This window comes from Mesorhizobium loti, from assembly GCA_014189435.1.
Lineage (GTDB): Bacteria > Pseudomonadota > Alphaproteobacteria > Rhizobiales > Rhizobiaceae > Mesorhizobium > Mesorhizobium loti_G.
Genome location: CP050293.1, coordinates 960,595 through 984,199, shown reverse-complemented (window position 1 = coordinate 984,199; position 23,605 = coordinate 960,595). Strand labels below are relative to the sequence as shown.

Below are 23,605 nucleotides of genomic sequence, written 5' to 3'. Positions count from 1 at the left end.
ATACGGGGAGAGGATGCCGGCAGGCAGGTGAGGGGCGGCGCCGGCGCTCGGAAGAGTAACGAACGTGAAATTCTCACTCGGCTGCTTGGAGACTCTGTGCGTCGATGATCACCCTGATTTCAGCGCGGCAGGAGCCGCAATTCGTGCCGGCATGCAGGGCCGCGCCGATTGCCGCGACGCTGTCGCAGCCGCGGCGCACCGCTTCCGCGATCTGGTTGGCGCCGACGCCGAAGCAGGAGCAGACGATGGCGCCGCGGTCGACATCGATTCCGCCCGGCCGCCCGGCCACGATCGCCAGCCTGCCGCGCCGGTCGACATGATCTGCACTCAACTGTTCCGCCGCCCAGCCGCGCGACACTGCGACCGGGCCGGGCGCGACGAACAAGGCGCCTGACAGGTGATCGCCGTCGAAGGCGGCGATGCGATGCTGGCCGGCGTCGCGGTCATGATAGGCTGACATTTCGGCGCCCGGGGACGCTCCGAACAGTGACCCGGCGAAACCGGCCCAATCGATGTCGTCATCGGCAAAGGCCAGTTCCACCCGCCAACCGCCCTTGCATTTGGCCACGGCCCAGTAGGCCGCTGTATCAGGCGCCGGCCTCTGCCGCGTCACCGCAAAGCCGAAGGCTTTAGCAGTGAATTTCTCGATGCGGGCGGCGACATGTTTCAGCGCCGGCTGGCCGGAAATGGGATCGGTCAGTGGCGCGGTCAGCGTGTCGAGCCGGCCCCTTGCCGAAAACTGATCGGTCCAGTGCATCGGTGCGAACAGGCTGCCCTGGCGCTGCCGCGCCGTCACCAGCGCGCGCACCAGCACGTCGCCGCGCGGGCTGGAAACCCGCGCGATGTCGGCGTCGCCGATGCCGAAGTGCTGCGCATCCGCCGGGTGGATTTCGACGAAGGGCTCGGCGATGTGCTGCGAAAGCCGCGGGCTTTTTCCCGTCCGCGTCATGGTGTGCCAATGGTCGCGGATACGGCCGGTGTTGAGGATCAGCGGATAGTCGGGGCTGGTGCGGATTTCCGTGGTGGGACGGATAGCGATGAAGCGCGCCTTGCGGTCGGGTGTGTAGAAATCGCCGTTGGCGAAGAAGCGGGTGTTTTCGCCTTCTGGTTTAAGTCCAGCTTGAACACCCCCCTCTGGCCTGCCGGCCATCTCCCCCGCAAGGGGGAGATTGGCAGCTTTGATGGCCGTATGTCTCCTGCATCGTTGTTGGTAGCTTGCGAAGGCCGTGGTGGCAGCCGATCTCCCCCCCTTGCGGGGGAGATGGCCGGCAGGCCAGAGGGGGTGGCTGGGCTCGGCGCTGGCCATTGGAACGGGGCTAATTCCTCATACCCCTTCGCATCAACCCCGGCATAAGCCCCAATATTGAAATCCCGCGAACCATCATTCTCGAACCCCGATAGCGCGGCGTGCTCGGAAAACACCTCCGCCGGCGACGCATAGGAAAACGCCTCGCCAAACCCCATCCGCTTGCCCACCTCGGCAATGATCCGCCAATCGGGCAACACCTCGCCGGGCACGGGCAAAAAAGCGCGCTGGCGCGACACCCGGCGCTCCGAATTGGTGACCGTGCCATCCTTCTCGCCCCAGGCGGCGGCGGGCAGCCGGACATGGGCGTGGCGGACGGTGTCGGTTTGGGCCAAGACGTCCGACACCACGACGAACGGGCACGCCTTGATCGCCGCTTCGACGGCGCCGGCATCCGGCATCGAATCGACCGGGTTGGTGGCCATGATCCACAGCGCCTTGATGCGCCCGTCGGCCAGCGCCTGGAACATCTCGACCGCCTTCAGGCCGGGCTTTTGGGCGATGGTGGGCGCGTTCCAGAAGCGCTGCACGCGCTCGCGATGGTCTGGGTTTTCGATCTCCATATGGGCGGCCAGCATGTTGGCCATGCCGCCGACTTCGCGCCCGCCCATGGCGTTGGGCTGGCCGGTCACAGAGAACGGCCCGGCCCCAGGCTTGCCGATGCGGCCGGTGGCGAGATGGCAGTTGATGATGGCGTTGACCTTGTCGGTGCCGGACGACGACTGGTTCACCCCCTGGCTGTAGACGGTCACTGTTTTCGGCGTCGCCGCGAACAGGCTGTAGAAACGGCCAAGCTCGTCCTCGCTCAGGCCCGTCGCGGCGGCGACGCCGGCAAGGTCGAGCGCCGATGCCGCGAACAGCGCCTGCCCGAAGCCGGTCGTGTGCGTCGTGATGTAGGCGCGGTCGAGCGCGTTGTGCTGGCCGAGCCAGGCGAGCAGCCCAGTGAACAGGGCGACATCGCCATCCGGCGCGATCGCCAGGTGCATGTCGGCTATGTCAGCGGTCATGGTGCGGCGCGGGTCGACCAGCACGATCTTCATCTCCGGCCGCTTTTCCCTGGCGGCGGCGATGCGCTGGTATAGCACGGGATGGCACCAGGCGAGATTGGAGCCGACGAGCACGATCAGGTCGGCAAGCTCCAGGTCTTCGTAATTTCCCGGCACGGTATCCGAGCCAAAGGCGCGGCGGTGGCCGGCGACCGAGGAAGCCATGCACAGCCGCGAATTGGTGTCGATGTTGGCCGAGCCGACAAAGCCTTTCATCAGCTTGTTGGCGACGTAGTAATCCTCGGTCAGCAACTGGCCGGAGACATAGAAGGCGACCGCATCGGGGCCGTGTTCGGCGATGGTCTGCGAGAAGGTCGAGGCGACGAGGTCGAGTGCCTCGTCCCAGCCGGCGCGCCGACCATGAATCTCGGGATGCAGCAGCCTGCCGTCGAGGTCGATGGTCTCGACCAGTGCCGAGCCCTTGGAGCAGAGCCGGCCGAGATTCGCCGGATGGTCGGGGTCGCCGCGGACGGACACTTGCCCGTCCGCGGCGACCTTCGCCAGCACGCCGCAGCCCACCCCGCAATAGGGGCAGGTGGTCCTCACCTCGCGCGCTGCGTCGATCTCCATGGTTCAGGCCGCGCGGCTGGCCAGCGCTTCCAGCGCAATGAACAGACGCTCGCCCTCGACCCGCACCGGAATGGTGCGCACCGCGCCCTCGTCGGCGCCGAGCGCCTTGCCCGTCTCCAGCGAAATCACCCAATTGTGCAAGGGACAGGTCACCGCCGTGCCGTGCACGATGCCCTGGCTGAGCGGTCCGCCCTTATGCGGACAATGGTCATCGATGGCGTAGACCTGATCGTCCTGGGTACGGAAGACGGCGACCTTGCCTTCCGGGGTGGCGACGCAGCGCGCGCCGCGGCGCGGGATGTCGGAGAGGGAGCCGATGGGGATCCAGTTCATCATGGTCACTCCGCCGCCTGCGCAAAGCCGACCGAGGCCATCGGCCGGAATTCATGCTTGTCCTTGCCGGAAACGCGTTCCGACCACGGATCGACCTGGGCAAATTTCTGGCTGAAGACGAAGCGCTCGTAATAGGCCTTGCGCTTCTCCCCATCGTCCATGATCTGGCGCTTGATCTCGGGGATGCCGATGCGCTTGGCCCATTTGTAGATGCGCTCGAGATAGCGACCCTGCTCGCGGTACATCTGCGTCAGCGCCACGATGTGCTCCAGCGCCTCGTCCTCGGTCTTGACCATGCCGAGCACCTCGGTACCCTTGATGTCGAGGCCGGCGGCCCCAGCAAAATGGATCTCGTAGCCGGAGTCGACGCAGATGACGCCGACATCCTTGCAGGTCGCCTCTGCGCAGTTCCTCGGACAGCCCGACACCGCCATCTTCACCTTGGCCGGCGTCCACGAGCCCCACATGAATTTCTCGATGCGGATGCCGAGGCCCGTCGAATCCTGCGTGCCAAAGCGGCACCAGTCCGAGCCGACGCAGGTCTTCACCGTACGCAAACCCTTGGCATAGGCATGGCCGGAGACGAAGCCGGCCTGGCCGAGATCGGCCCACACCGCCGGCAGGTCCTCCTTGCGGATGCCGAGCATGTCGATGCGCTGGCCGCCGGTGACCTTGACCATCGGGATTTCGAACTTGTCGACGACGTCGGCGATGGCGCGCAGTTCGGCGGCGTTCGTCACCCCGCCCCACATGCGCGGCACCACCGAATAGGTGCCGTCCTTCTGGATGTTGGCGTGGACGCGCTCGTTGATGAAGCGCGACTGGTAGTCGTCGGCGTAGTCGTCCGGCCAGTCGCAGACGAGATAGTAGTTGAGCGCCGGCCGGCATTTGGCGCAGCCGCAGGAGGTCGTCCACTCCAGTTCCTGCATGACGGCGGGAATGGTCTTCAGGCGCTTGGCGATGATCAGCCGGCGCACCTCGTCATGGCCGAGCGTCGTGCAGCCGCACATCGGCTGCACCGCCGCCGGATTGTACTTGTCGCCGATGGTCAGCACCATCAGCTTCTCGACCAGCCCGGTGCAGGAGCCGCACGAGGCCGAGGCCTTGGTGTGGGCGCGCACGTCGTCAAGCGAGGTCAGGCCTTTGCCCGAAATCGCGCCGGTGATCTTTCCCTTGCAAACGCCGTTGCAGCCGCAGATTTCCGCATCATCCGGCAAGGCTGCAACGGCCGCCATAGGGTCCAGCGGGGCACCCCCTGGTAGGATTGGCCGAAGATGAGCGTGTCGCGCATTTCGGATATGTCGGTCTGCTTCTTCTTGAGATCGTTGAACCAGGCGCCGTCCGCCGTCTCGCCATAGAGCACGGTGCCGATGATACGGTCGTCCTTCAGCACAAGGCGCTTGTAGACACCGGCGGCCGCGTCGCGCAGCACGATCTCCTGGCGGTCTTCGCCCTCGGCGAAGTCGCCGAGCGAGAACAGGTCGATGCCGGTGACCTTGAGCTTGGTCGGCGTGTCCATATGGACGAAGGCCGCCGCCTCGTTGCCGGCAAGCTGGCTGGCGGCAACGCGCGCCATCTCGTAGAGCGGTGCCACCAGACCGTAGACCTGGCCGTTGACTTCCGCACATTCGCCGAGCGCGTAGATGTCGGGATCGTTGCTGCGCATGCCGGCGTCGACGACGATGCCCCTGTTAACGGCGATGCCGGCCTGTTTCGCCAGCGCCGAATTCGGCCTGATGCCGACGGCCATCACCACCAGCGTCGCCGGAATGACGGTGCCGTCGGCCAGTTCCACCTGCCCGACCTTGCCGTTGCCTGTGATAGCCTGTGTGTTGGCCTTGGTGATGACCTTGATGCCGCGCTGTTCCACCGCACGCTGCAGCAGATAGCCGGCGGCCGGATCGAGCTGGCGCTCCATCAATGTCGGCATGACATGCAGCACGGTGACGTCCATGCCTTGCGCGTTGAGGCCCGCCGCCGCCTCCAGTCCGAGCAGGCCGCCGCCGATGACCACCGCCTTGGACCGTGACTGGGCGGCGAGCATCATCGCCTGCACATCGTCGAGATCGCGATAGGTCAGCACGCCCGGCAGATCGTGGCCAGGCACCGGAATGATGAACGGCACCGAGCCGGTGGCGATGACGAGCTTGTCATAGGGCTCCGTGACGCCGTGATCGGAGGTGACGGTCTTCGCCGCCCGGTCGATGGCGACTATCTTGTGGCCCTTGTAGAGGGTGATGTTGTTGGCGATGTACCAGCCGTCGCCATGGATGATGATCTCCTCATAGGCCTTCTCGCCCGACAGCACCGGCGACAGCATGATGCGGTCGTAGTTGACGCGCGGCTCGGCGTTGAAGATGGTGACGGTGTAGCGGCCCGGCGCCTGTTCCAAAAGGTGCTCGAGCATGCGCCCGGGGGCCATGCCGTTGCCGATGATGACCAGTCTTTCGCTCATGGTGCTACTCCGCGGCTTCGACGAAGCGGTGGCGTTCGTAGAGGAACTTCAGCACTGCCTCGCGGCAGCGCAGGAAGGTCCGGTCGGAAGAGAGTTCGACGCGCCGGCGCGGCCGCGCCAGCGGCACGGCAAGCACCTCGCCGATGGTCGCCGCCGGGCCGTTGGTCATCATGACGATGCGGTCGGAGAGCAGCACCGCCTCGTCGACATCATGGGTGATCATGATCGTCGTCGAGCCGAGCCTGGAATGGATGTCCATCACCGCGTCCTGAAGATGCGCGCGCGTCAGCGCATCGAGCGCGCCGAACGGCTCGTCGAGCAGCAGGATCTTCGGCTCCATGGCCAGCGCCCGGGCAATGCCGACGCGCTGCTTCATGCCGCCCGATATCTCGGCCGGGCGCTTGTCCTTGGCATGGGCCATCTGCACGAGGTCGAGATTGCGCATGATCCAGTCATGCCGCTCGGCCTTGCTCTTCGAACGACCGAAGACCTTTGCCACGGCCAAGTTGATGTTTTCATAGACGGTCAGCCACGGCAGCAGCGAGTGGTTCTGGAACACAACCGCGCGTTCGGGTCCGGGACTGTCGACCTCCTTGTCCTCGAGCAGCACGGCGCCGGCGGACACTTTGGTCAGCCCGGCGATCAGGTTGAGCAAGGTCGACTTGCCGCAGCCGGAATGGCCGATGATGGAGACGAATTCGCCCTTGTCGATGGTCAGTCGGATGTCCTTCAACACCTCGCTGACCTGGGCACCACGGGTGAAGGATTTGTCGATATGGTCGAGCTTCAGATAGGCCGTCATCGCCCTCTCCTCACTTTGCCGTTGTGCCGCGGGTGACGAAGGCGCCGACCGCCGCGACCAGCCGGTCGAGGCAGAAGCCGGTGACACCGATATAGGCCAGCGCGACGATGATGTCGGGCAGCCGCGACGAGTTCCACGCGTCCCAGATGAAGAAGCCGATGCCGACGCCGCCGGTCAGCATTTCGGCGGCGACGATGGCGAGCCAGGACAGGCCGATGCCGATCCTCAGGCCGGTGAAGATGTAGGGCGCGGCGGCCGGCACCATGATCTTGACGAAGAACTCGAACTGGTTGAGCCGCAGAATGCGCGAGACGTTGCGGTAATCCTCTGGGATGTTGCGCACGCCGACGGCCGTGTTGATGATGATTGGCCAGATCGAGGTGATGAAGATGACGAAGATCGCCGACGGGCTGGAATCGCGGAACGCAGCCAGCGACAGCGGCAACCAGGCCAGCGGCGGCACCGTGCGCAGGATCTGGAACACCGGGTCGAGGCCACGCATCGCCCAGATCGACTGGCCGACCAGCGCGCCGAGCGCGACGCCGATGATCGCCGCCAGGCCGAAACCGATGGCAACGCGCTGCAGCGAGATCAGCACCCGCCAGGCGAGCCCGATATCCTGCGGGCCATTGTCGAAGAACGGATGCGCGATCAGATCATAGGCCTCGTTCCACACCTGGGTCGGCGGCGGCAGGCTCGATGTCGGCGACGAACAGGCGATCTGCCAGACGACCAGCATCAGCGCGATGACGATGATGGGCGGCACCAGCGCGCTCGCCAGTTTGCCGGCGACGGCGAGCGGATCGAAGCGGCGCCGCGCCCTGGCGGTGAAGGCGATGACCGCCGCCGGCTTCGCGGGGAACGCCTTCACTTTTGTGTCCTCGATAGTCTGGATCGACATGTCTGGGAAAAACTCCGTAGGGCAGATAATTCGAGCGACAAACGGCGCAAGGCGCCGTTTGCGCAGAGGTTCAAGCCAATGCCTTGATCTTCAGGCTGTCGAGATAGGCGGACGGGTTGGCGGGATCGAAGATCTTGCCGTCGAAGAAGGTCTCGATGCCGCGCGACGAGGACGCCGGAACATCGGCTGCCGCGACGCCGAGATCCTTGGCCGCCTCGCGCCACAGATCCTCGCGGTTGACCTGATCGACCAGCGCCTTGATGTCGGTGGTCGGCGCGAATTTGCCCCAGCGGATGTTCTCGGCGAGGAACCACGTATCGTGGCTCTTGAACGGATAGGAGACGCCGTCCTTCCAGAACTTCATGTAGAGGTCGGTGCCGTTGGCGACGCGGCCATTGCCGTAGTTGATGTCGCCCTTGAGGCGGCCGATGATGTCGGCGACGGGCACGTTCATCCATTGCCGCTTGCCGATGATGGCGGCCATCTCGTCCTTGTTTTCCTTGGCCTCGCACCATTGCTGGGCTTCCATGACGGCCATCAGGATCGCCTTGGTGGCGTTCGGGTATTTGTCGATGAATTCGGCGCGCAGGCCGAGCGCCTTTTCCGGATGACCCTTCCACAATTCGCCCGTCGTGGCGGCGGTGAAGCCGACGCCCTGGTGGACAAGCTGCTCGTTCCACGGCTCGCCGACGCAGAACACGTCCATGTTGCCGACCTTCATGTTGGCCACCATCTGCGGCGGCGGCACGACGATGGTCGAGACGTCCTTGTCGGGATCGATGCCGCCGGCGGCCAGCCAGTAGCGCAGCCACAGATCATGCGTGCCGCCCGGAAAGGTCATGGCGGCCTTGACGTCCTTGCCGGCCGCCTTCTTGGCGGCAAAGGCGTCCTTCAGCTTCGAGGCGTCGAGGCCGACACCGGTGCCGGCATATTCCTGGGCGACCGAAATGCCCTGGCAGTCATAGTTGAGCCGCGCTACGATCGCCATCGGCATCGGCTGGTTGTTCTGCGTCACCTTGCCGGTGTGCATGAGGTAAGGCAGCGGCGTCAGTATATGGGCGCCGTCGATGCCGTTGGCGGCACCCCCGAGCATCAGATTGTCGCGTGTCGCGCCCCAGGAGGCCTGCTTGAGCACCTCGACATCGGGCATGCCGAACTTGGCGAACAGCCCCTTCTCCTTGGCGATCATCAGCGGTGCCGCATCGGTGAGCGCGATGAAGCCGAGCTTCGCGCCGGTGACTTCCGGAGTGGCCGTGGCGGCATAGGCGCCGGATGGAAAGAGCTTGCGGGCCGCCATGAACAGGCCCGCCGTCATCGCGCTGCTGACCAGAAAATCGCGGCGCGTCATGTCCTTGAGGGTCGTTCCAGTCCTGATCCGTTTCGTCATCGTCGTCTCCGGTTGGGCGCGGCTTGGGATCCGCGTCGTCGATTGCGTGTTGATCAAAACAAAAAAGCCGCCAGCCAGGTCTTCGCGTCCGGGTGACCGGGAGCGCATTGACCTGAGCGGCAGCTTTGCCTGTGGCGCCCGCCATTGGACGCCTGTTCCGTGACCCGCGAAGGGCCTGTCTATGTCAAAGCATGAACCGTGCCAGTTTCGAGAGAGAGGAAAAAGACCAATGAAATCAGCAGTCCGTGCCGGTCACCGACACGCCGGGCCTATAGCGGGCAGGCCAAAGATTGTTCATTAGAGCAATCGTACGCACAATTTTTGTGCAATGCACAAGACTGGCGCGGAAATGATCAGGCCTGGATCTCGGCGGATTCCTGGCCGGCAATGTAGGCGTCGATCTCGTCGGGATCGAAGATCTGGCCGTCGAAGAAACCGTCCGGCCCGAGCACCAAGCCGGCACCGGTCGCACCCACCGCGGTGGCCACACGGAGCGCGCCCTCGACCTTCGAATTGGCGCCGGGAAGTGCGACGCCAAGCGGCTTCAGCGCCGAACGGTAGAGGTCGGGCCGGTAGCAGTCGCGGGCGATGGCAAAGTTTTCCGGCGTGTGCGTCACATGCCCCCAGCGCACCATCTGCGTGTAGAACCACAGCGCATGGCTCTTCCACGGAAAGTTCGCGGCCTTGTCGAAGGGCAGGAAGAAGTCGTCGATCGTCCGCTCCGCGCCGTCGCCGAGTTGCAGACGGCCGGTCAGGATCGGCATCTGGACGGCCGGCGGCAGGCCGAGGAAGCCGGCCTGAGCCATCAAAGCGGCCAACTCGCCATGGTTGGCCGGATCCTGGCACCAGCGCGCCGAGTGATGCAGCGCGCGCAGGAGCGCCGCCAGTGCCTCGGGGTTTTCGTCCGCCCAGGCCTTCCGCACGCCGACCACCTTCTCCGGGCTGTTTCGCCATATCTGCGCCTTGACGGTGACGATATGGCCGGTGCCAGCGGCAACCGCAGCGCTGTTCCAGGGTTCGCCGACGCAGTAGCCATCGATCCGGCCGGCGGCCAGTGCATCGGCCATGAAGGGCGGCGGCACGATGACGATCTCGATCTCGCGCTCAGGATCGATGCCGCAGGCGGCGAGCCAGTAGCGCAGCTCGTAATTGTGCCCGGAATGCGGATGCACGACGGCAAAGCGCAGCGGATCGCCACCGGCCGCAGCGCGCTCGCGGATGAGCGCGCGCAATGCGGCACCGGCGCGCGCGGGATCGAGGTCGGCCGCGGCGCCATGCGCTACCATGCCGGCCCAAGCGGCGTTGGAGACGGTGACGCAATTGCCGCCGAGGCCGAGCGAGAACGGCACGATGGTCTCGGAGGCCAGCGGCGTCAGCCCGAGATTGCAGGCGAGCGGCATTGGTCCCAGCATATGCGCGAGATGGAAGTGGCCGATGGCGATGCGGTCGCGGATGTTGGCCCAGGAGGTCTCGCGGTGCAGCTTAAGATCGATGCCTTCGCGCGCGGCAAAGCCGAGCTCGCCGGCCGCGACCAGCACAGCGCTGTCGAAAAGCGGCATGAAGCCAGCGGTGATCTGGTGCTCGGCGCTCATGCTCATTCGTCCTCCGCCGGTCCCAGCAGCCCGGCTGCAGTCACCAGGCTCTGGGCGATGTCGCCGATCTTGCGGTTCTGGTTCATCGCCGTCTTGCGCAGCAGCGTGTAGGCGGCTTCTTCGCTCAGGCCGCGCGACTTCATCAGGATGCCCTTGGCGCGATCGATCACCTTGCGGCTTTCGAGCTCGCCGCGAACCTCTTCCAGTTCGCGCGCCATGCGCGAAAAGGCGTTGAAGCGGCTCACCGCCATGTCGAGGATCGGCTTGACGCGCTCCTGCCGCATGCCGTCGACGACATAGGCCGAAACGCCGGCATCGACCGCCGCCTCGATCGAGGCCTGGTCGGAGCGATCGACGAACATGGCGATCGGCCGTTTTACGGCGCGCGACAGCTGGAACATGTTTTCCAGCATGTCGCGGTTCGGGTTTTCGAGATCGATGACGATGACGTCCGGCTCTATCTCGGCGATCCGCCGCGCAATGCCGGTCACGTCATGGATGACGGTGACCCGCTCATGGCCGGCCTCGCGCAACCCCGCCTCGATGATCGCGGCGCGGATGCGGTTTTCATCGATCACCAGGACGGCGAGTGCGGTTCGGACCATGCCTGCATTGTGACCAAGCGAGGGAATTGTGCAATGCGGTATGATTGAACAATCCCGACATTCGCTGATCGCGACGACCGACCCCTATTCCGCCGCCAACGCCGTGACCTCGCGGCGGAAGGGCAGTGCGTCGCCGATATCGGCTTCATCCAGCTCGCGGGCGAAGCGGTGGCCGGCGTAGGTTGCCCAGGCGATCGGGCCCGGCGCTTCGGCATCGCCAATGACCTTGATCGAGCGGATGCCGCTGTCGGCCCATTCGCCCCGCCGTGCCTTCAATTCTTGCCAGACACCATCGTCCTGCTGGCGCGACGTCACCAGCACCACGGCGTCAGCAGTGATGTCGCTTCGGGCGCCTGTATAGGCGCAGGCCGTGACAACACCGCCCGCCACGATGCGCGCCACGGTCCGGTTCAGCACGATCTCGACGCCGAGTTCAGCTAGCCGGCGATGGATGGCGCCCTGCTCCAGCGTGTTTCGGGTCCAGTCGGACACATAGGCCGACGGCGTCACCAGCGTCACCTTTGCGCCCTGGCGCGCCGTCAGCTCGGCCAGAACGCCACCCATGTAATAGTGGTCGTCATCGAACAGCACGACAGTGCCGGTCGGCACAGTGCCGCCCATCAGATCGTCGGGCGTGTAGACCGGCATGGCCGGGTCCACCGGCATTGGCACGACATGCGCGCGCGCCACCCCGTCGCGGCGCCATGTCGAGCCGGTGGCAAGCGCAATGTTTTGGAAGCCGAAGGCCAGGATGTCCTCGGCCGACAACCGGCTTTCGAAATAGACGTCGACATTGGACATCTGGCTGAGCTGATACTGGCGATAGTCGCGCACGCGGCCCCATGCCGACAGGCCGGGCAAGCGGCACTCGCGCGCCACGCGGCCGCCAAGCTCGGTGCCGGCTTCGGCAATGGCCACCTGGTAGCCGCGCAGGCCGAGCGCGCGCGCCGCCTCCAGCCCGGCGGGACCGGCGCCGACGATCAGCACGCTGTCGCTGTCGCCCTTGGCCTGCATGCGTTCCGGATGCCAGCCCTTGCGCCACTCCTCCATGAAGGTCGGGTTCTGCGTGCAGCGCGAGATCGACATGGTCATGTCGCCGGTGATGCAGATGTTGCAGCCGATGCATTCGCGGATGTCCTCGATGCGCCCCTCCTCCACCTTCTTCGGCAAGAAGGGATCGGCAATCGACGGCCGCGCGCAGCCGATGAAATCAAGCGTGCCGGACTTGATCATCTTCACCATCACATCCGGCGACGTGAACCGACCGACGCCGACGACCGGCTTCGAGGTCAGCTTCTTGATGCCGGACACCAGGCTCTCCTGCGCGCCCTCCTCCTTGAACCGCGACGGCCCCGAACAATCCTCCCAGGCGCCATGCGCCAGGTCCCAGAGATCGGGCAGGTCGGCATGCATCTCGATCATGTCGCGCACTTCGGAATTGGCGAAGCCAAGCTCGCCGATCATCTCGTCCAGCGACAGCCGAAGCGTCAGGCCGCACGTGTCGCCGATGGCGTCCCTGCCCTCTTCGATCAGCTCGCGCATCAGCCGCGAGCGGTTTTCCAGCGAGCCGCCATATTCGTCCGTACGTTGGTTGGTGGCGGTGGACAGGAAGTGCTGGATGATGCCGAAGCCATGCGCGCCGTAGAGGCACACCAGGTCGAAGCCCGCCAGTTTGGCACGCTTGAAGGCATTGCGGTGCCAGCGGCGCAGGTCGCGTATGTCCTGCTTGTCCATGGCGCGCGCCTGCACCGGATCGTTGGTGAAGGTCCGAATCGGCAAGGCAGACGGCCCGCGCGGCACTTCCTTGGTGTAAAGGTTGGGACCGTTGATGCCTGAATAGGCGAGCTGTATGCCGGCCAGCGCGCCATGCTGGTGCATGGCCTTGGCCATCTTCGCCAGTGCGGGGATATCGGCATCGTCCCACAGCCTGAGCTCGATGAAGGGTGTGATCTCGGAGGTGTGGTGCATCTCGGTCTGCTCGGTGAAGATGACGCCCCAGCCGCCTTCCGACTTGATGCGGCGCATCTCGGCCGCGGCCGAAGGATCGCGATAGCCGCCGCCATTGCAATGCGGCACCTGATAGAAGCGGTTCTTGGCGGTCACCGGACCGATCTTCACGGGCTCGAACAGAATGTCGTAGCGTGGATCGCGCATGGAACGTGCCTTCCTGCCAGCTCAGCCTTGCAACATGCCCGATCAGTGTTTCGAGCCAAGGCGCAAGCCAGCCAGCCCAGTGGGTTGATGCCGTGAGACTATTCATAAGTTGCGGCAAGCGCCGGAAAACAACAGATTTCTTCTGTGCCGATTAGGCCGCGCCTAATCGCACCTACCTGGCTTAGCATCCGGTGAATCCCGGCTGAGCCAAATGCGACTTCAAGGCCGCGGTCGCGCGATGCTAGAAGTGTCGACGGCCAACGAGACACAAGACGCATGGACAGCATCCAGATCCTTGAAAAGCTCATCGCATTCCCGACGGTGAGCCGCGACTCGAACCTCGCCCTCATCGGCTATGTGGCGGACCTGCTGGATGCGCATGGCATTGCTTGCCAAATCATCCACAGCGAGGACGGCCACAAAGCCAATTTGTTTGCCACCATCGGGCCGGCCGGCGCTTCAGGCATCATGCTGTCCGGCCACACCGACGTCGTTCCCGTCGACGGACAGGCCTGGACGCTGCCGCCCTTCGAGATGACGAAACGCGACGGCAAGCTTTACGGACGCGGCGCGGCCGACATGAAGGGTTTTGTGGCCTGCGCGCTCGCGGCCTGCCTCAAGGCCTCGACAATGACGCTGCGGACGCCGCTGCACCTGGCCCTCTCCTACGACGAGGAGATCGGCTGCATCGGCGTGCGCAGCCTGATCGACATGCTGCAAGCGGCCCCGCAGCGGCCGTTGCTGTGCATCGTCGGCGAGCCGACCGACATGCAGGTGGCGACGGGCCACAAGGGCAAACTTGCCGCACGCGCCATCTGCAGGGGACGCGAGGGCCATTCGGCGCTGGCCCCGCTGGCGCTCAACGCCATCCATCTCGGCTGCGATTTCGTCGCCGCCTTGCGCCGCGAGCAGGACCGGCTGGTGCGCGATGGCGCCCGCGACGGCGACTACGACATTGCCTACACGACCGTCCATGTCGGCAAGATCAACGCCGGCGTGGCGATGAACATCGTGCCGAACCTGTGCCAAGTCGACTTCGAGATCCGCAATGTCGCGGCCGACGATCCGCACGAGATCCTCGAGCGCCTGCGCGCGGAGGCCGCGCGCATTGCCACTGATGCCTCGGCCACCGCTCCCGAGGCAGCGATCGACATCGACATCACCAACACCTATCCCGGCCTGGACACGCCAGCCAGTTCGCAGGCCGTCTCCTTCGTCAAATCGCTAACCGGCGCCAACAACACCATCAAGGTTGCCTTCGGCACGGAGGGCGGCCTGTTCAGCCGCGATCTCGGCACGCCGACGGTCGTCTGCGGACCGGGATCGATGGCGCAGGGGCACAAGCCGGACGAATTCGTCAGCGTCGAGCAGATGCGCCGCTGCGACGACATGCTGGAGAAATTGCTGCAGCGGCTTGCCGACCAGCAGCTTCAGCTGGCGTAGCCGGACGGTTCCGATTCCGCTGAATAGCCGAGCCGGGCGCTACTTCTGCGGAACTGCTCCTTGGCCGACGGCCCGCTCGGCGCCGAACACACCTTGCTCGACGACAAAATGCCGGCAGTGGTCGATGAACGCCTGGGCGGTTTGCGTCCGGTGTTCGGAATTGGGCAAGGCGACGCCCATGGTCAGCGGCCGCAGATCACCGTCCAGCGGCACGAAGACCAGCGGCTTGCCGTCCGGCGCCAGCGTGTTGAGCGGCCGCATATTGGCGATGCCGTAGCCGAAACCGTTGGCCACCATGGAGCGCATGACCGCGATATCGCCGGTGCGCTCGGCAATGTTGGGCCGGATCCCCCGCTGGTGGAAAGCCGACAGGAAATATTCGCGGCTGAATGGCAGGTCGAGCAGCACCATCGGCTCGTCGGCCAGTTCCTCCGTCGTGATCGACGCCTTTGCCGCGAAGCGATGCCCTGCCGGCAGCATGACATAGGCCGGCACCAGCATCAGCGGCTCGAAGGTCATGTCCTGCGACAATTCGAGATCGTAGGTCAGGGCAAGGTCGATTTCGCCGCGCTGCAGCATCTCGAGCAATTGCCCCTGATTGCGCTCGAACTGGCGCACGCGCACATCGGGATAGGCGCGCTCGAACCGCATGCGCAGCGCCGGCAGCACGATCTGCGCGAAGGTCAGCAGGCATCCTACCGCCAGCGGGCCGCGCACCTTCTCCGCAAAATCGCCGGCGACGTCATGCAAGGCGTCGGCATCGTTGAGCAGCCGGGCTGCTTCCTTCAGGAAGATGCGGCCGCCGGCGGTGAGCGACAGGCCGTGCGAATGCTTGCGGACAAAAAGCTGGACGCCGAACTCGGTTTCCAGTTGCGCAATGGAGGCCGAAATCGACGGCGGCGACACATTGACCTGTTCGGCCGCCTTGGCGATGGAACCCGCCTCGCCCACGGCGACGAAATATTCCAGCTGTCTGAGCGTGAAGCGTAGCGGCATGGCTGGCTATGTTGCCGGTTTGAGGGCTTCGATCAAGCCTAATGCATGTCGCGCAAAAGTGGCCCCGGTTTTGCGCAAATGACATGCATAGAGCAAAGGCCTAAAGCGCATCGCTTGAATCCGTTCAGTCGCGGTGCGCTTTGGGCGCCCATCAGTATTTGATCCATGTCGTTTTGAGCGCGGTGTACTTGTCGAGCGCATGCAGCGACAGGTCGCGGCCGAAGCCCGATTGCTTGAAGCCGCCGAACGGTGTCATCGGGCTCAGCGCGTCGACGGTGTTGACGGAAACCGTGCCGGCATGGAGCCGGCCGGCGATGCGGTGGGCGCGCGACAGGCTGTCGGTCCACAGCGATGCGGCCAGCCCATAGGGGCTGTCATTGGCGATGCGGATTGCGTCGGCCTCGTCGTCGAAGGCGATGACCGAAAGCACCGGCCCGAAGATCTCGTCGCGGGCGAGCGGATCGGCAGGCGCGACATCGTCGAAGATGGTGGGCTGGACAAAGCTGCCGCGCCCGTTGACCGTGACCAGGTCGCCGCCCACGACCAGGCGCGCGGTTTTCTTGCCGGCTTCGACAAACCGCATGACATTGGCCGCATGGCGGCCATCGACCATAGCGCCCATTTTGGAAGCCGGATCGAGTGGATCGCCGGGCTGCGTGGCCGCCGCACGCTGCACCAGTTTCTCCACGAGAGCATCCTTGACGCCGCGCTGGACGAGCAGGCGTGAGTTGGCGGAGCAGACTTCGCCCTGGTTGAAGAAGATGCCGAACGCCGCCATGTCGGCCGCCGCATCGAGATCCCCGCAGTCGGCAAAGACGAGGTTCGGGCTCTTGCCGCCGGTTTCCAGCCAGACCTGCTTCATGTTCGACTGCCCTGAATACTGCAGGAACATCTTGCCGACGGCAGTCGAACCCGTGAAGGCAAGGCAATCGACATCCATATGACGGCCAAGCGCCTGGCCGGCGGTTTCGCCAAGGCCGGGCACCACATTGAGCACGCCGGCAGGCAGGCCCGCCTCCATCGCAAGCTCAGCCAAAAGCAGGGCCGACAGAGGCGACTGCTCGGCGGGTTTCAGCACCACCGAATTGCCCGCCGCCAGCGCCGGTGCACACTTCCAGGTCGCCATGTCGAGCGGGAAATTCCACGGCACCACCGCGCCGACCACGCCAAGCGGCTCGCGCCGCACCAGCACCAGGTCGCCTTCGCCGGTCGGCGCCACCTCGCCATAGATCTTGTCGATGGCCTCGCCATACCATTGGAAGATCGCTGCCGATCCTGGAATGTCGACCGCGGCCGCGTCCCTGACCAGCTTGCCCATGTCGAGCGATTCGAGCAGCGCCAGTTCATGCAGGTTGTCGCGCAGCAGCTGCGCCAGCCGCAGCAAGACCTCCTTGCGGTGCGCCGGGCTGGTGCGCGACCAGACGCCGGCGTTGAAGCTGCGCCGCGCGGCAGCTACCGCCAGATCGATGTCTTCCTCGCCACAGGACGCCACTTCGGCCAGCACCTCGCCGGTCGCCGGATTGACGCTGGCGAAGGTCCGGCCCGAACGCGCCGCGACCGTCTTGCCATCGATGAACGCCTTGTCGCGAAAGCGGATCGCGGACGCCTTGCCGATCCAGTCCTTGTGGCTGAGTTCGCTCATCGCAGGTGGCCCCTGTCTTGACTATTCGTCGCCCGGCACGCCGTAGCTCGGCGCATCGGATGGGTTGATGGCGCGGGTCACATAGGCATCGAGCTGTGGCTTGTAGAGTTCCCACAGGCTTGCCAGCTGCTCGATCGGGCAGTCGTCGGTCCAGTCGCAGCGCAAATCGGCGACCGGCCACGCAACCTCGCGCACCAGCTTCATGCCGGCGGAATGGACAGGGCCCGCCTCGCCGCCCGCCTTCAGCGCGGCGCGCATGGTCGCGATGAGGCGGTCGCCGAGATGCCCCTCCGACGCCAGGAAGGCTTCGACCATGGCTTGCGGCACGCCGTCATGGGCCAGCATGTTGCCACCGCAGGCGACATTGTCCGCGCGTGCTTCCGCCCAGATGCCAAGCGCCTTCGGCCCGGAATGAATAGCGGTCGTCCCAGCGGCATCGACCGCCAGCACCTGCCGGTATTCGGGATAGGCGCCGGTGCGCTTCAATATGGCAACCGCCTCCGTGGCCGAAGCGCCGCGCGCCAGCAATTCGAGACCGCGCAGCCCCAGCGTCGGATCGGTGACGTTCTGGCTGGCAATGGCGCCGGCGCCCGCCTGCGCATAGGCGCAGCGCGCCGCGACAGCAGGCGACGAGGAGGACACCGCGACCCCGAACATGCCGGTGCGGCTGCACCGCGCGACAATGGAAAAGGTCATCGCAATCAGTCCGGAATTACGGCGGTGCCGTCGATCTCGACCAGCCAGTCCGGCCGGGCCAGGGCTTGCACGACAAGGCCGGTCGAGACCGGATGCACGCCTTTGATGTACTCGCCCATGGTGCGGTAGACCGCCTCGCGATGGCGCACGTCGGTGATGTAGACCACCACCTTGACCAGGTGCTCCATGGTGCCGCCGCACTCCTCGATCAGTTGGCGGATGTTCTGCATGACCTTGTGCGTCTGCTCGACCGGATCGTGGCTGTCGATGTTCTTGGCCGTGTCGAGATCCTGCGGGCACTGGCCACGCAGGTAGACGGTCCTGCCGCCCCGCGTAACGACCGCCTGGCACAGATCATTGTCGAGCTTCTGCTCGGGATAGGTGTCCTTGGTGTTGAACTTGCGAATTCTTGTATGCGCCATCTTGGTCTCCGTCGGATCAGGCTCGAGGTCGGGGCGTCCGTTTCAGGTGCAGTGTCTATGCCACCTTGGTCTCGCGCTTCGCGGACGCATGGTAGGCTAGGTATTTGCGCTGCGTGGAAATATGGTCGGCCACATGCTGCGCGTCGTGCCAGACGCCCCAGATGAAGCTCGATCCCCGCCGCGATTGCCACGGCAAGCCGAGGAAATAGATCCCGGGCTCGGTCGACACACCGCGCTGATGCTTCGGCTTGCCCTTTTCGTCGAACACATCGACCTTCAGCCAGTTGTAATCGACGGTGAATCCCGTTGCCCAGATGATCGAACCTATTCCGGCTTCTGCCAGGTTCAGAGCGAGAATGGGATCGGTCATGCATTGCGGGTCCGGCCCGATCTTGCGCGCCTCGGGCTCCAGGGGAAGGTCGAGGCCGTTGCGGGCAACATAGGCGTCGGCTTCGTCCAGCACCGACATGTAGTTCGCATCACCGCGCGCGATATTCTTGGCCAGATCGGGTGCGAAGGTCATGACGCCGTCCTTGTAGGATTCCGTCCGGCCAACCAGCGTCATCCCTTGCCCGGCAAGACGCCTGAAGTCGATCGTCTGGCCGCCGCGCGCACCGCTCACCGCAATGGTGACATGTTCGGTGCCCGGAGCCGGCGCCTGCGCGTCCCACTTGCCCAAAACGCCCAGCCACCAGCAGAAATCGCGCTCGCGATAGGCGCGCGGCGGGCGATCATGCGGCCCGACCGAGAGGTAGACGCGACGTCCCGCGCGCTGGAGTTCGTCGGCAATCTGCACCCCCGACGACCCCGAGCCGACCACCAGCACCGCACCTTCGGGCAACTGGCCGGGATTGCGATAGGCGCTGGAATGGATCTGCATCGGTCCGGCATTCCCGGGAACGACCGCCGGGATGACGGGATGCTGGAAAGCGCCGGTGGCGGCAACCACGCTCCTGGCCTCGATCGTGCCATCCGAGGTTTCGATCTGGAAGCCGGGACGGCCGTCAAGCCTCTCGACTTTCCTGACCTCCACGCCGCAGCGGATGGGCGCCGCGATCATGTCGGCGTAGGCGACAAAATAATCCGCGACCTTCTCCTTGCCGATAAAGGCGTCGGGACCGGCATCCGGAAATTCCATGCCGGGAAAACGATCATGCCAGGCGGGACCATTGGCAACCAGCGAATCCCATCTTTCGGAGCGCCAGCGTTCGGCGATACGGCTCCGCTCGATGACGAGATGAGGCACCCCGCATTTGCTCAGATGCTCGCTCATGGCCAGCCCCGCCTGGCCGCCGCCAACAACAAGCGTGTCTACTGTTTCGACTGGCATTTCAGCGGCCCTTTCTGGCTCTCCCCGAGAGTTTCTACGGATGCGGCGGAGGTCTGATCGTTGGTTTACTGGAGGGACCGGACAGCGAAAATTACGATTTCATGTGGCAGTGGTTAGCTTGTCCCTAAATGCCGGGAAGCCGAGGTGAAGATGTGAGCGCGGGGCGTGGATCATCACTGTTGAGACAGAGGAAACGGACGGCTCAGAGATAAAGGCTTCTGGCCGCTTTGGATGAGAGCAACTCCTTTGCCGGTCCTTCCTGGGCGACCTTGCCTTTGACCAGGACATAGCCGCGATCGGCGATGCCCAGCCCCATTTCGGCATTCTGTTCGATCAACAGGATGGTCGTGCCTTGGCGATGGATTTCCCTTGTGATCTCGAAATACTCGCCGATGAGCTTCGGCGAGAGGCCGAGCGACGGTTCGTCCATGATCACCAGCTTGGGTTCGCCGATCAGCGCGCGCGCCAGCGCCACCATCGCCTGTTCGCCGCCCGACAAAGTGCCGGCGACCTGGCGCAGGCGCTCCTGGATGCGCGGAAACAGCTTGCACATCTTGTCCAGTTGCGCCGCGAAGTTAGGCCCCCTGCCCGACACCGCGTCATAACCCAGCCGCAAATTTTCGCTCACGGTCAAGCCGGGGAAAAGCCGGCGCCCTTCCGGAACGAGGCCGACACCGAGCGACGCCAGATTTTCCGTGCCGAGCGTCGCCATGTCCTTGCCCATCACCTCGACCTTGCCGCGCTGCGCCCGCACGACGCCGCAGACGGTCATGAAGGTGGTCGTCTTGCCGGCGCCGTTCGGCCCGAGCAGGCAGACCAACTCGCCAGGGCGCACGCTCATCGCCACGCCGCGCAGCATCGGCACAGCACCATAGGCGGTATCGACATCCCTGAGTTCAAGCATGGGCGACCGCCTTCCCGAGATAGGCTTCCTGGACGCGCGGGTCGGCGCGCACCGCCGCGAAGTCGCCCTCGGCTATCTTGCTGCCATAGTCGATGCAGGTGACGTGTTGCGGGAACGCTTCGACCACCCGCATGTCGTGCTCGATCAACACCACCGACAGGGCGGGGTTTTGGGCGCGCAGCCGCATGATGTCGGCCACCAGCGCGTCTGTTTCCGTATCGTCCATGCCGACCGACGGTTCGTCGAGCAGCAAGAGCTTGGGCTGCGAGGCAAGCGCGCGGGCGATTTCCAGCCGCCGCCTGTCGGCCTGCGCCAGCGTGCCCGCCGGCCGGTAGCGCTGTTCGAACAGGTCGCCGGAGCCGAGCTTGAGCAGGGTTTCGGCCTTTTCAACGCAGGCCGCCATCTCGCGGCGCGACGCGCTGGGCCGAAACAGCGCGGTCAGCACGCCGGTCCTGGTGCGGGTGTGCATGCCGATGATGACATTGTCGAGCACGCTGAGGTCGGAGAACAGCCGCGACGACTGGAAGGTGCGGGCGATGCCGCGGTCTACGACTTCGTAGGACGGGCGGCCGGTGATCTCGGCGCCGTCGAACGTCACCCGGCCGGAGGTCGGCCGGTAGACGCCGGTCACGACATTGAACAGCGTCGACTTGCCGGCCCCGTTCGGGCCGATGACGGCGAGCACCGCGCCCTTGTCGATCGACAGGCTGACATCGTTGAGCGCGACCAGGCCGCCGAAGCGCATCGTCAAATTCTCGACCTTGAGAAGCGCGCTCACAGCTCGCCTCCGTAGCGCCGCATGCGTTGCGGGAACAGACCCTGCGGCCGGATCATCAGGAAGCCGATGATGACGACGCCGAAGAACAGCAGGCGGTAGTCGGCGAAGGCGCGCAGTTTCTCGGGCAGGATGGTCAGCAGGAACGCGCCGACGATGACACCGAAAATATTGTCCATGCCGCCGACGATGACCATGGTCATGATGGTGACCGAGACCAGGAAGGTGAAATTGTCGGGGGAAATATAGGACACGTAGAAGGCGTAGATCGTGCCGGCGAAGGCGGCGAGAAAGGCATCGACCGCGAAGGCCAGCACCTTGAACCACGCCACATTGATGCCTTGCGCCTTGGCGGCGATCTCGTCGGCGCGCAGCGCGTTCCAGGCCAGCCCGATGCGCGAGCCGTGCAACCGGTGCGCCGTGACGATGGCGACGACGACCAGCGCCGCCGACAGATAATAGAAGTTCGCCTGGCTCGGCAGTTTCCAGCCGAAGATCACCAGCGGATCGGCAAAGGAATGGCCGAACAGGCTGGGCGCCGGAATGCCGACCAGCCCATTCGGGCCGCCGGTCCAGCTGAAATTGTTCAGCAATTGCTGGACCACGACACCGAAGGCGATGGTGACGAGTGCGAGATAAGTGTCACGCGTGCGCATCGACGGGATGCCGATGATGAAACCGAACAGGGTCGCAGCCAGCGCCGCGACCGGCAGCGTCAGCCAGAAGCTGACGCCGAAATTGATCGCCAGCAGCGCCGACACATAGGCGCCGATGCCGTAAGAAGCGCCGGTGGCGAAGTTCGGAATGTTGGCGCTGCCGAGCTGGAAATTGAGCGCCAGCGCCAGCACGGCATAGAGCTCGGCAACGATCAGCAGATGCAGGATATAGGTGTTCGAGCCGACGAAGAACGGAAAGGCCAGGACGATGACCGCCGCGGTGACCATCGCCACGAGGGGAACCCGGGCAAAGCTCGCCAACGCATAGTCGGCGATCCACGGCAGCCTCTCCAGGAGATAGAAGCCGAGGCCGAGCAAGGCCAGCAGGCCGACCACCTGCCAGCCGCCGTCAACCCTGAGGATGAGGTAGAGGAAAGCGGCCCCGATGAGTTGCGAAGCGACGGCGAAGGCCGTGGCCGCCGCTATGCCCGGCGCGGCAAGTGAAGCACCACGCTCCATGCTAGACTTTCTCCATGACGGTGCGCCCAAGCAGGCCTGCGGGGCGGAAGATGAGCACGGCGATGACCAGCAGGAAGACGAAGACCAGCCGGTAGGAAGCGCCGTCCGGCACGAAGGTCTGCGCCAGCACCTCGATGCCGGCGATGATCAATCCGCCGAGGATAGCTCCCGGCATCGAGCCGAGGCCGCCGATCACGGCGGCGGAGAAGCCGAGCAGGCCGGCCATGACGCCGAAGTCGAACCGTGTGACGCCGGCATAGCTCGCGAACAAAAGCCCGGCGATGGCCCCGATCACTGATGCGATGAAGAAGGTCGCGCGAAAGACGCGTGCATCGCGGATGCCCATCATCCGCGCCACGACCCGGTCCTCCGAGGCCGCCCGGATGCGCAGGCCGAGCGGCGTCATGCGCAGGAAGACAAACAGCATGGCGACCAGCACGACGGTGAGCACCACCACCAGCAGCGCGAACCAGCTGATGGCAACACCGGAGATTTCGAAAGCCATGCCCGACACAAGGCGCGGGAAGGCATGCGGGTTAGATCCCTGCGGATAGAGATGGCGGATCAATTCTCGGATGACGATGCCGAGCGCCACCGTCGCCACCAGCGCCATCATGGCGGGCGCGTCGCGGAAGCGCCGGATCACCACCTTGTCCAGCAGGACACCGATCAAACCGACGGCGAGCACGGCGACCGGAACCGCAAGGACCAGCCAGGCGGGGCTCGAGGCCCCAAGCGCCGTCGCCAGCGCCTGGGCGAGCCCCAGCGTGATGAACGGCGCCGTCATCGCGACATCGCCGTGCGAGAAATGAATGACGTTCAAGACGCCGAAGATCAGGCTGAATCCGATCGCCAGCAAGGCATAGATGCAGCCAAGGGTTATCCAGTTCACCAGTTGCTGGACAAGCAATTCCGCCATGCGGTCCGTCTCTCGATTGAAGCCGATAGGTATCAACCGCCATGCCGGGCGGATAGAACGAATCTCCGAACTCACGAGTCACAATTTCCGAATTTCATCACGGAATACGCGTCCGTACATTGATGATCAGCCGACGATCACGATCGGCCGGG

The 23,605-nt window shown here is 64.9% G+C and carries 17 protein-coding genes and 2 pseudogenes; 1 reads left to right on the top strand and 18 read right to left on the bottom strand.

Annotated elements, in window-relative coordinates:
* Nucleotides 1–73 precede the first annotated feature (73 nt).
* From HB777_04715 to HB777_04675, 9 genes and pseudogenes are all read right to left on the bottom strand, one after another.
* A pseudogene (locus HB777_04715) lies at nucleotides 74–2,922 on the bottom strand (molybdopterin-dependent oxidoreductase).
* Nucleotides 2,923–2,925: 3 nt separating this feature from the next.
* Entirely contained in the window at nucleotides 2,926–3,255 is a 330-nt protein-coding gene (nirD, locus tag HB777_04710; protein ID QND63282.1) for a nitrite reductase small subunit NirD, read from the bottom strand.
* Between the two features lie 5 nt (nucleotides 3,256–3,260).
* Nucleotides 3,261–5,710: pseudogene (locus HB777_04705) on the bottom strand (NAD(P)/FAD-dependent oxidoreductase).
* A 4-nt stretch (nucleotides 5,711–5,714) separates the two neighbouring features.
* Nucleotides 5,715–6,512 carry an ABC transporter ATP-binding protein gene (locus tag HB777_04700; GenBank protein QND63281.1) on the bottom strand — a complete coding sequence of 266 codons (798 nt, stop codon included), beginning with the start codon at nucleotides 6,510–6,512 and terminating at the stop codon, nucleotides 5,715–5,717.
* A gap of 10 nt (nucleotides 6,513–6,522) precedes the next feature.
* Nucleotides 6,523–7,413 (bottom strand): nitrate ABC transporter permease, encoded by an 891-nt coding sequence (gene ntrB, locus HB777_04695; GenBank protein ID QND63280.1) that lies wholly within the window; start codon nucleotides 7,411–7,413, stop codon nucleotides 6,523–6,525.
* A gap of 70 nt (nucleotides 7,414–7,483) precedes the next feature.
* On the bottom strand, nucleotides 7,484–8,800 hold the full coding sequence (locus HB777_04690) for an ABC transporter substrate-binding protein (GenBank protein QND63279.1): 1,317 nt from the start codon (nucleotides 8,798–8,800) through the stop codon (nucleotides 7,484–7,486).
* 353 nt (nucleotides 8,801–9,153) lie between these two features.
* Nucleotides 9,154–10,392: an ABC transporter substrate-binding protein gene (locus tag HB777_04685; GenBank protein ID QND63278.1), complete on the bottom strand. Its 1,239-nt coding sequence runs from the start codon at nucleotides 10,390–10,392 to the stop codon at nucleotides 9,154–9,156.
* Nucleotides 10,393–10,394: 2 nt separating this feature from the next.
* Nucleotides 10,395–10,997, bottom strand: a complete 603-nt coding sequence (locus tag HB777_04680) for an ANTAR domain-containing response regulator (GenBank protein ID QND63277.1) — start codon at nucleotides 10,995–10,997, stop codon at nucleotides 10,395–10,397.
* 84 nt (nucleotides 10,998–11,081) lie between these two features.
* Complete coding sequence (locus tag HB777_04675; GenBank protein QND63276.1) at nucleotides 11,082–13,151, bottom strand: NADH:flavin oxidoreductase; 2,070 nt, start codon at nucleotides 13,149–13,151, stop codon at nucleotides 11,082–11,084.
* Between the two features lie 276 nt (nucleotides 13,152–13,427).
* Here HB777_04675 and argE point away from each other — a divergent pair, with 276 nt between their 5' ends.
* Nucleotides 13,428–14,594 (top strand): acetylornithine deacetylase, encoded by a 1,167-nt coding sequence (gene argE / locus HB777_04670; protein QND63275.1) that lies wholly within the window; start codon nucleotides 13,428–13,430, stop codon nucleotides 14,592–14,594.
* 39 nt (nucleotides 14,595–14,633) lie between these two features.
* On the opposite strand, the gene HB777_04665 is transcribed toward argE, so the two are convergent.
* The 9 genes from HB777_04665 to HB777_04625 all read right to left on the bottom strand — a co-directional run bounded on the left by HB777_04665 (nucleotide 14,634) and on the right by HB777_04625 (nucleotide 23,453).
* Nucleotides 14,634–15,590, bottom strand: coding sequence for a LysR family transcriptional regulator (locus HB777_04665; GenBank protein ID QND63274.1), 957 nt, complete (start codon nucleotides 15,588–15,590; stop codon nucleotides 14,634–14,636).
* Nucleotides 15,591–15,741: 151 nt separating this feature from the next.
* A complete protein-coding gene (locus tag HB777_04660; protein ID QND63273.1) occupies nucleotides 15,742–17,232 on the bottom strand; it encodes an aldehyde dehydrogenase in 1,491 nt (496 codons plus the stop codon).
* 21 nt (nucleotides 17,233–17,253) lie between these two features.
* A complete protein-coding gene (locus tag HB777_04655) occupies nucleotides 17,254–17,928 on the bottom strand; it encodes a DUF1028 domain-containing protein (GenBank protein QND63272.1) in 675 nt (224 codons plus the stop codon).
* Nucleotides 17,929–17,933: 5 nt separating this feature from the next.
* On the bottom strand, nucleotides 17,934–18,350 hold the full coding sequence (locus tag HB777_04650; protein QND63271.1) for a RidA family protein: 417 nt from the start codon (nucleotides 18,348–18,350) through the stop codon (nucleotides 17,934–17,936).
* Between the two features lie 55 nt (nucleotides 18,351–18,405).
* Nucleotides 18,406–19,680 (bottom strand): NAD(P)-binding domain-containing protein, encoded by a 1,275-nt coding sequence (locus HB777_04645; GenBank protein QND63270.1) that lies wholly within the window; start codon nucleotides 19,678–19,680, stop codon nucleotides 18,406–18,408.
* Nucleotides 19,681–19,882: 202 nt separating this feature from the next.
* Entirely contained in the window at nucleotides 19,883–20,584 is a 702-nt protein-coding gene (locus HB777_04640) for an ABC transporter ATP-binding protein (GenBank protein ID QND63269.1), read from the bottom strand.
* Nucleotides 20,577–21,329 (bottom strand): ABC transporter ATP-binding protein, encoded by a 753-nt coding sequence (locus HB777_04635; GenBank protein QND68652.1) that lies wholly within the window; start codon nucleotides 21,327–21,329, stop codon nucleotides 20,577–20,579. The genes HB777_04640 and HB777_04635 overlap by 8 nt, the downstream gene beginning before the upstream one ends.
* 29 nt (nucleotides 21,330–21,358) lie before the next feature.
* A complete protein-coding gene (locus HB777_04630) occupies nucleotides 21,359–22,534 on the bottom strand; it encodes a branched-chain amino acid ABC transporter permease (protein ID QND63268.1) in 1,176 nt (391 codons plus the stop codon).
* Between the two features lies 1 nt (nucleotide 22,535).
* Nucleotides 22,536–23,453 (bottom strand): branched-chain amino acid ABC transporter permease, encoded by a 918-nt coding sequence (locus tag HB777_04625; protein QND63267.1) that lies wholly within the window; start codon nucleotides 23,451–23,453, stop codon nucleotides 22,536–22,538.
* Between the last annotated feature and the right edge of the window lie 152 nt (nucleotides 23,454–23,605).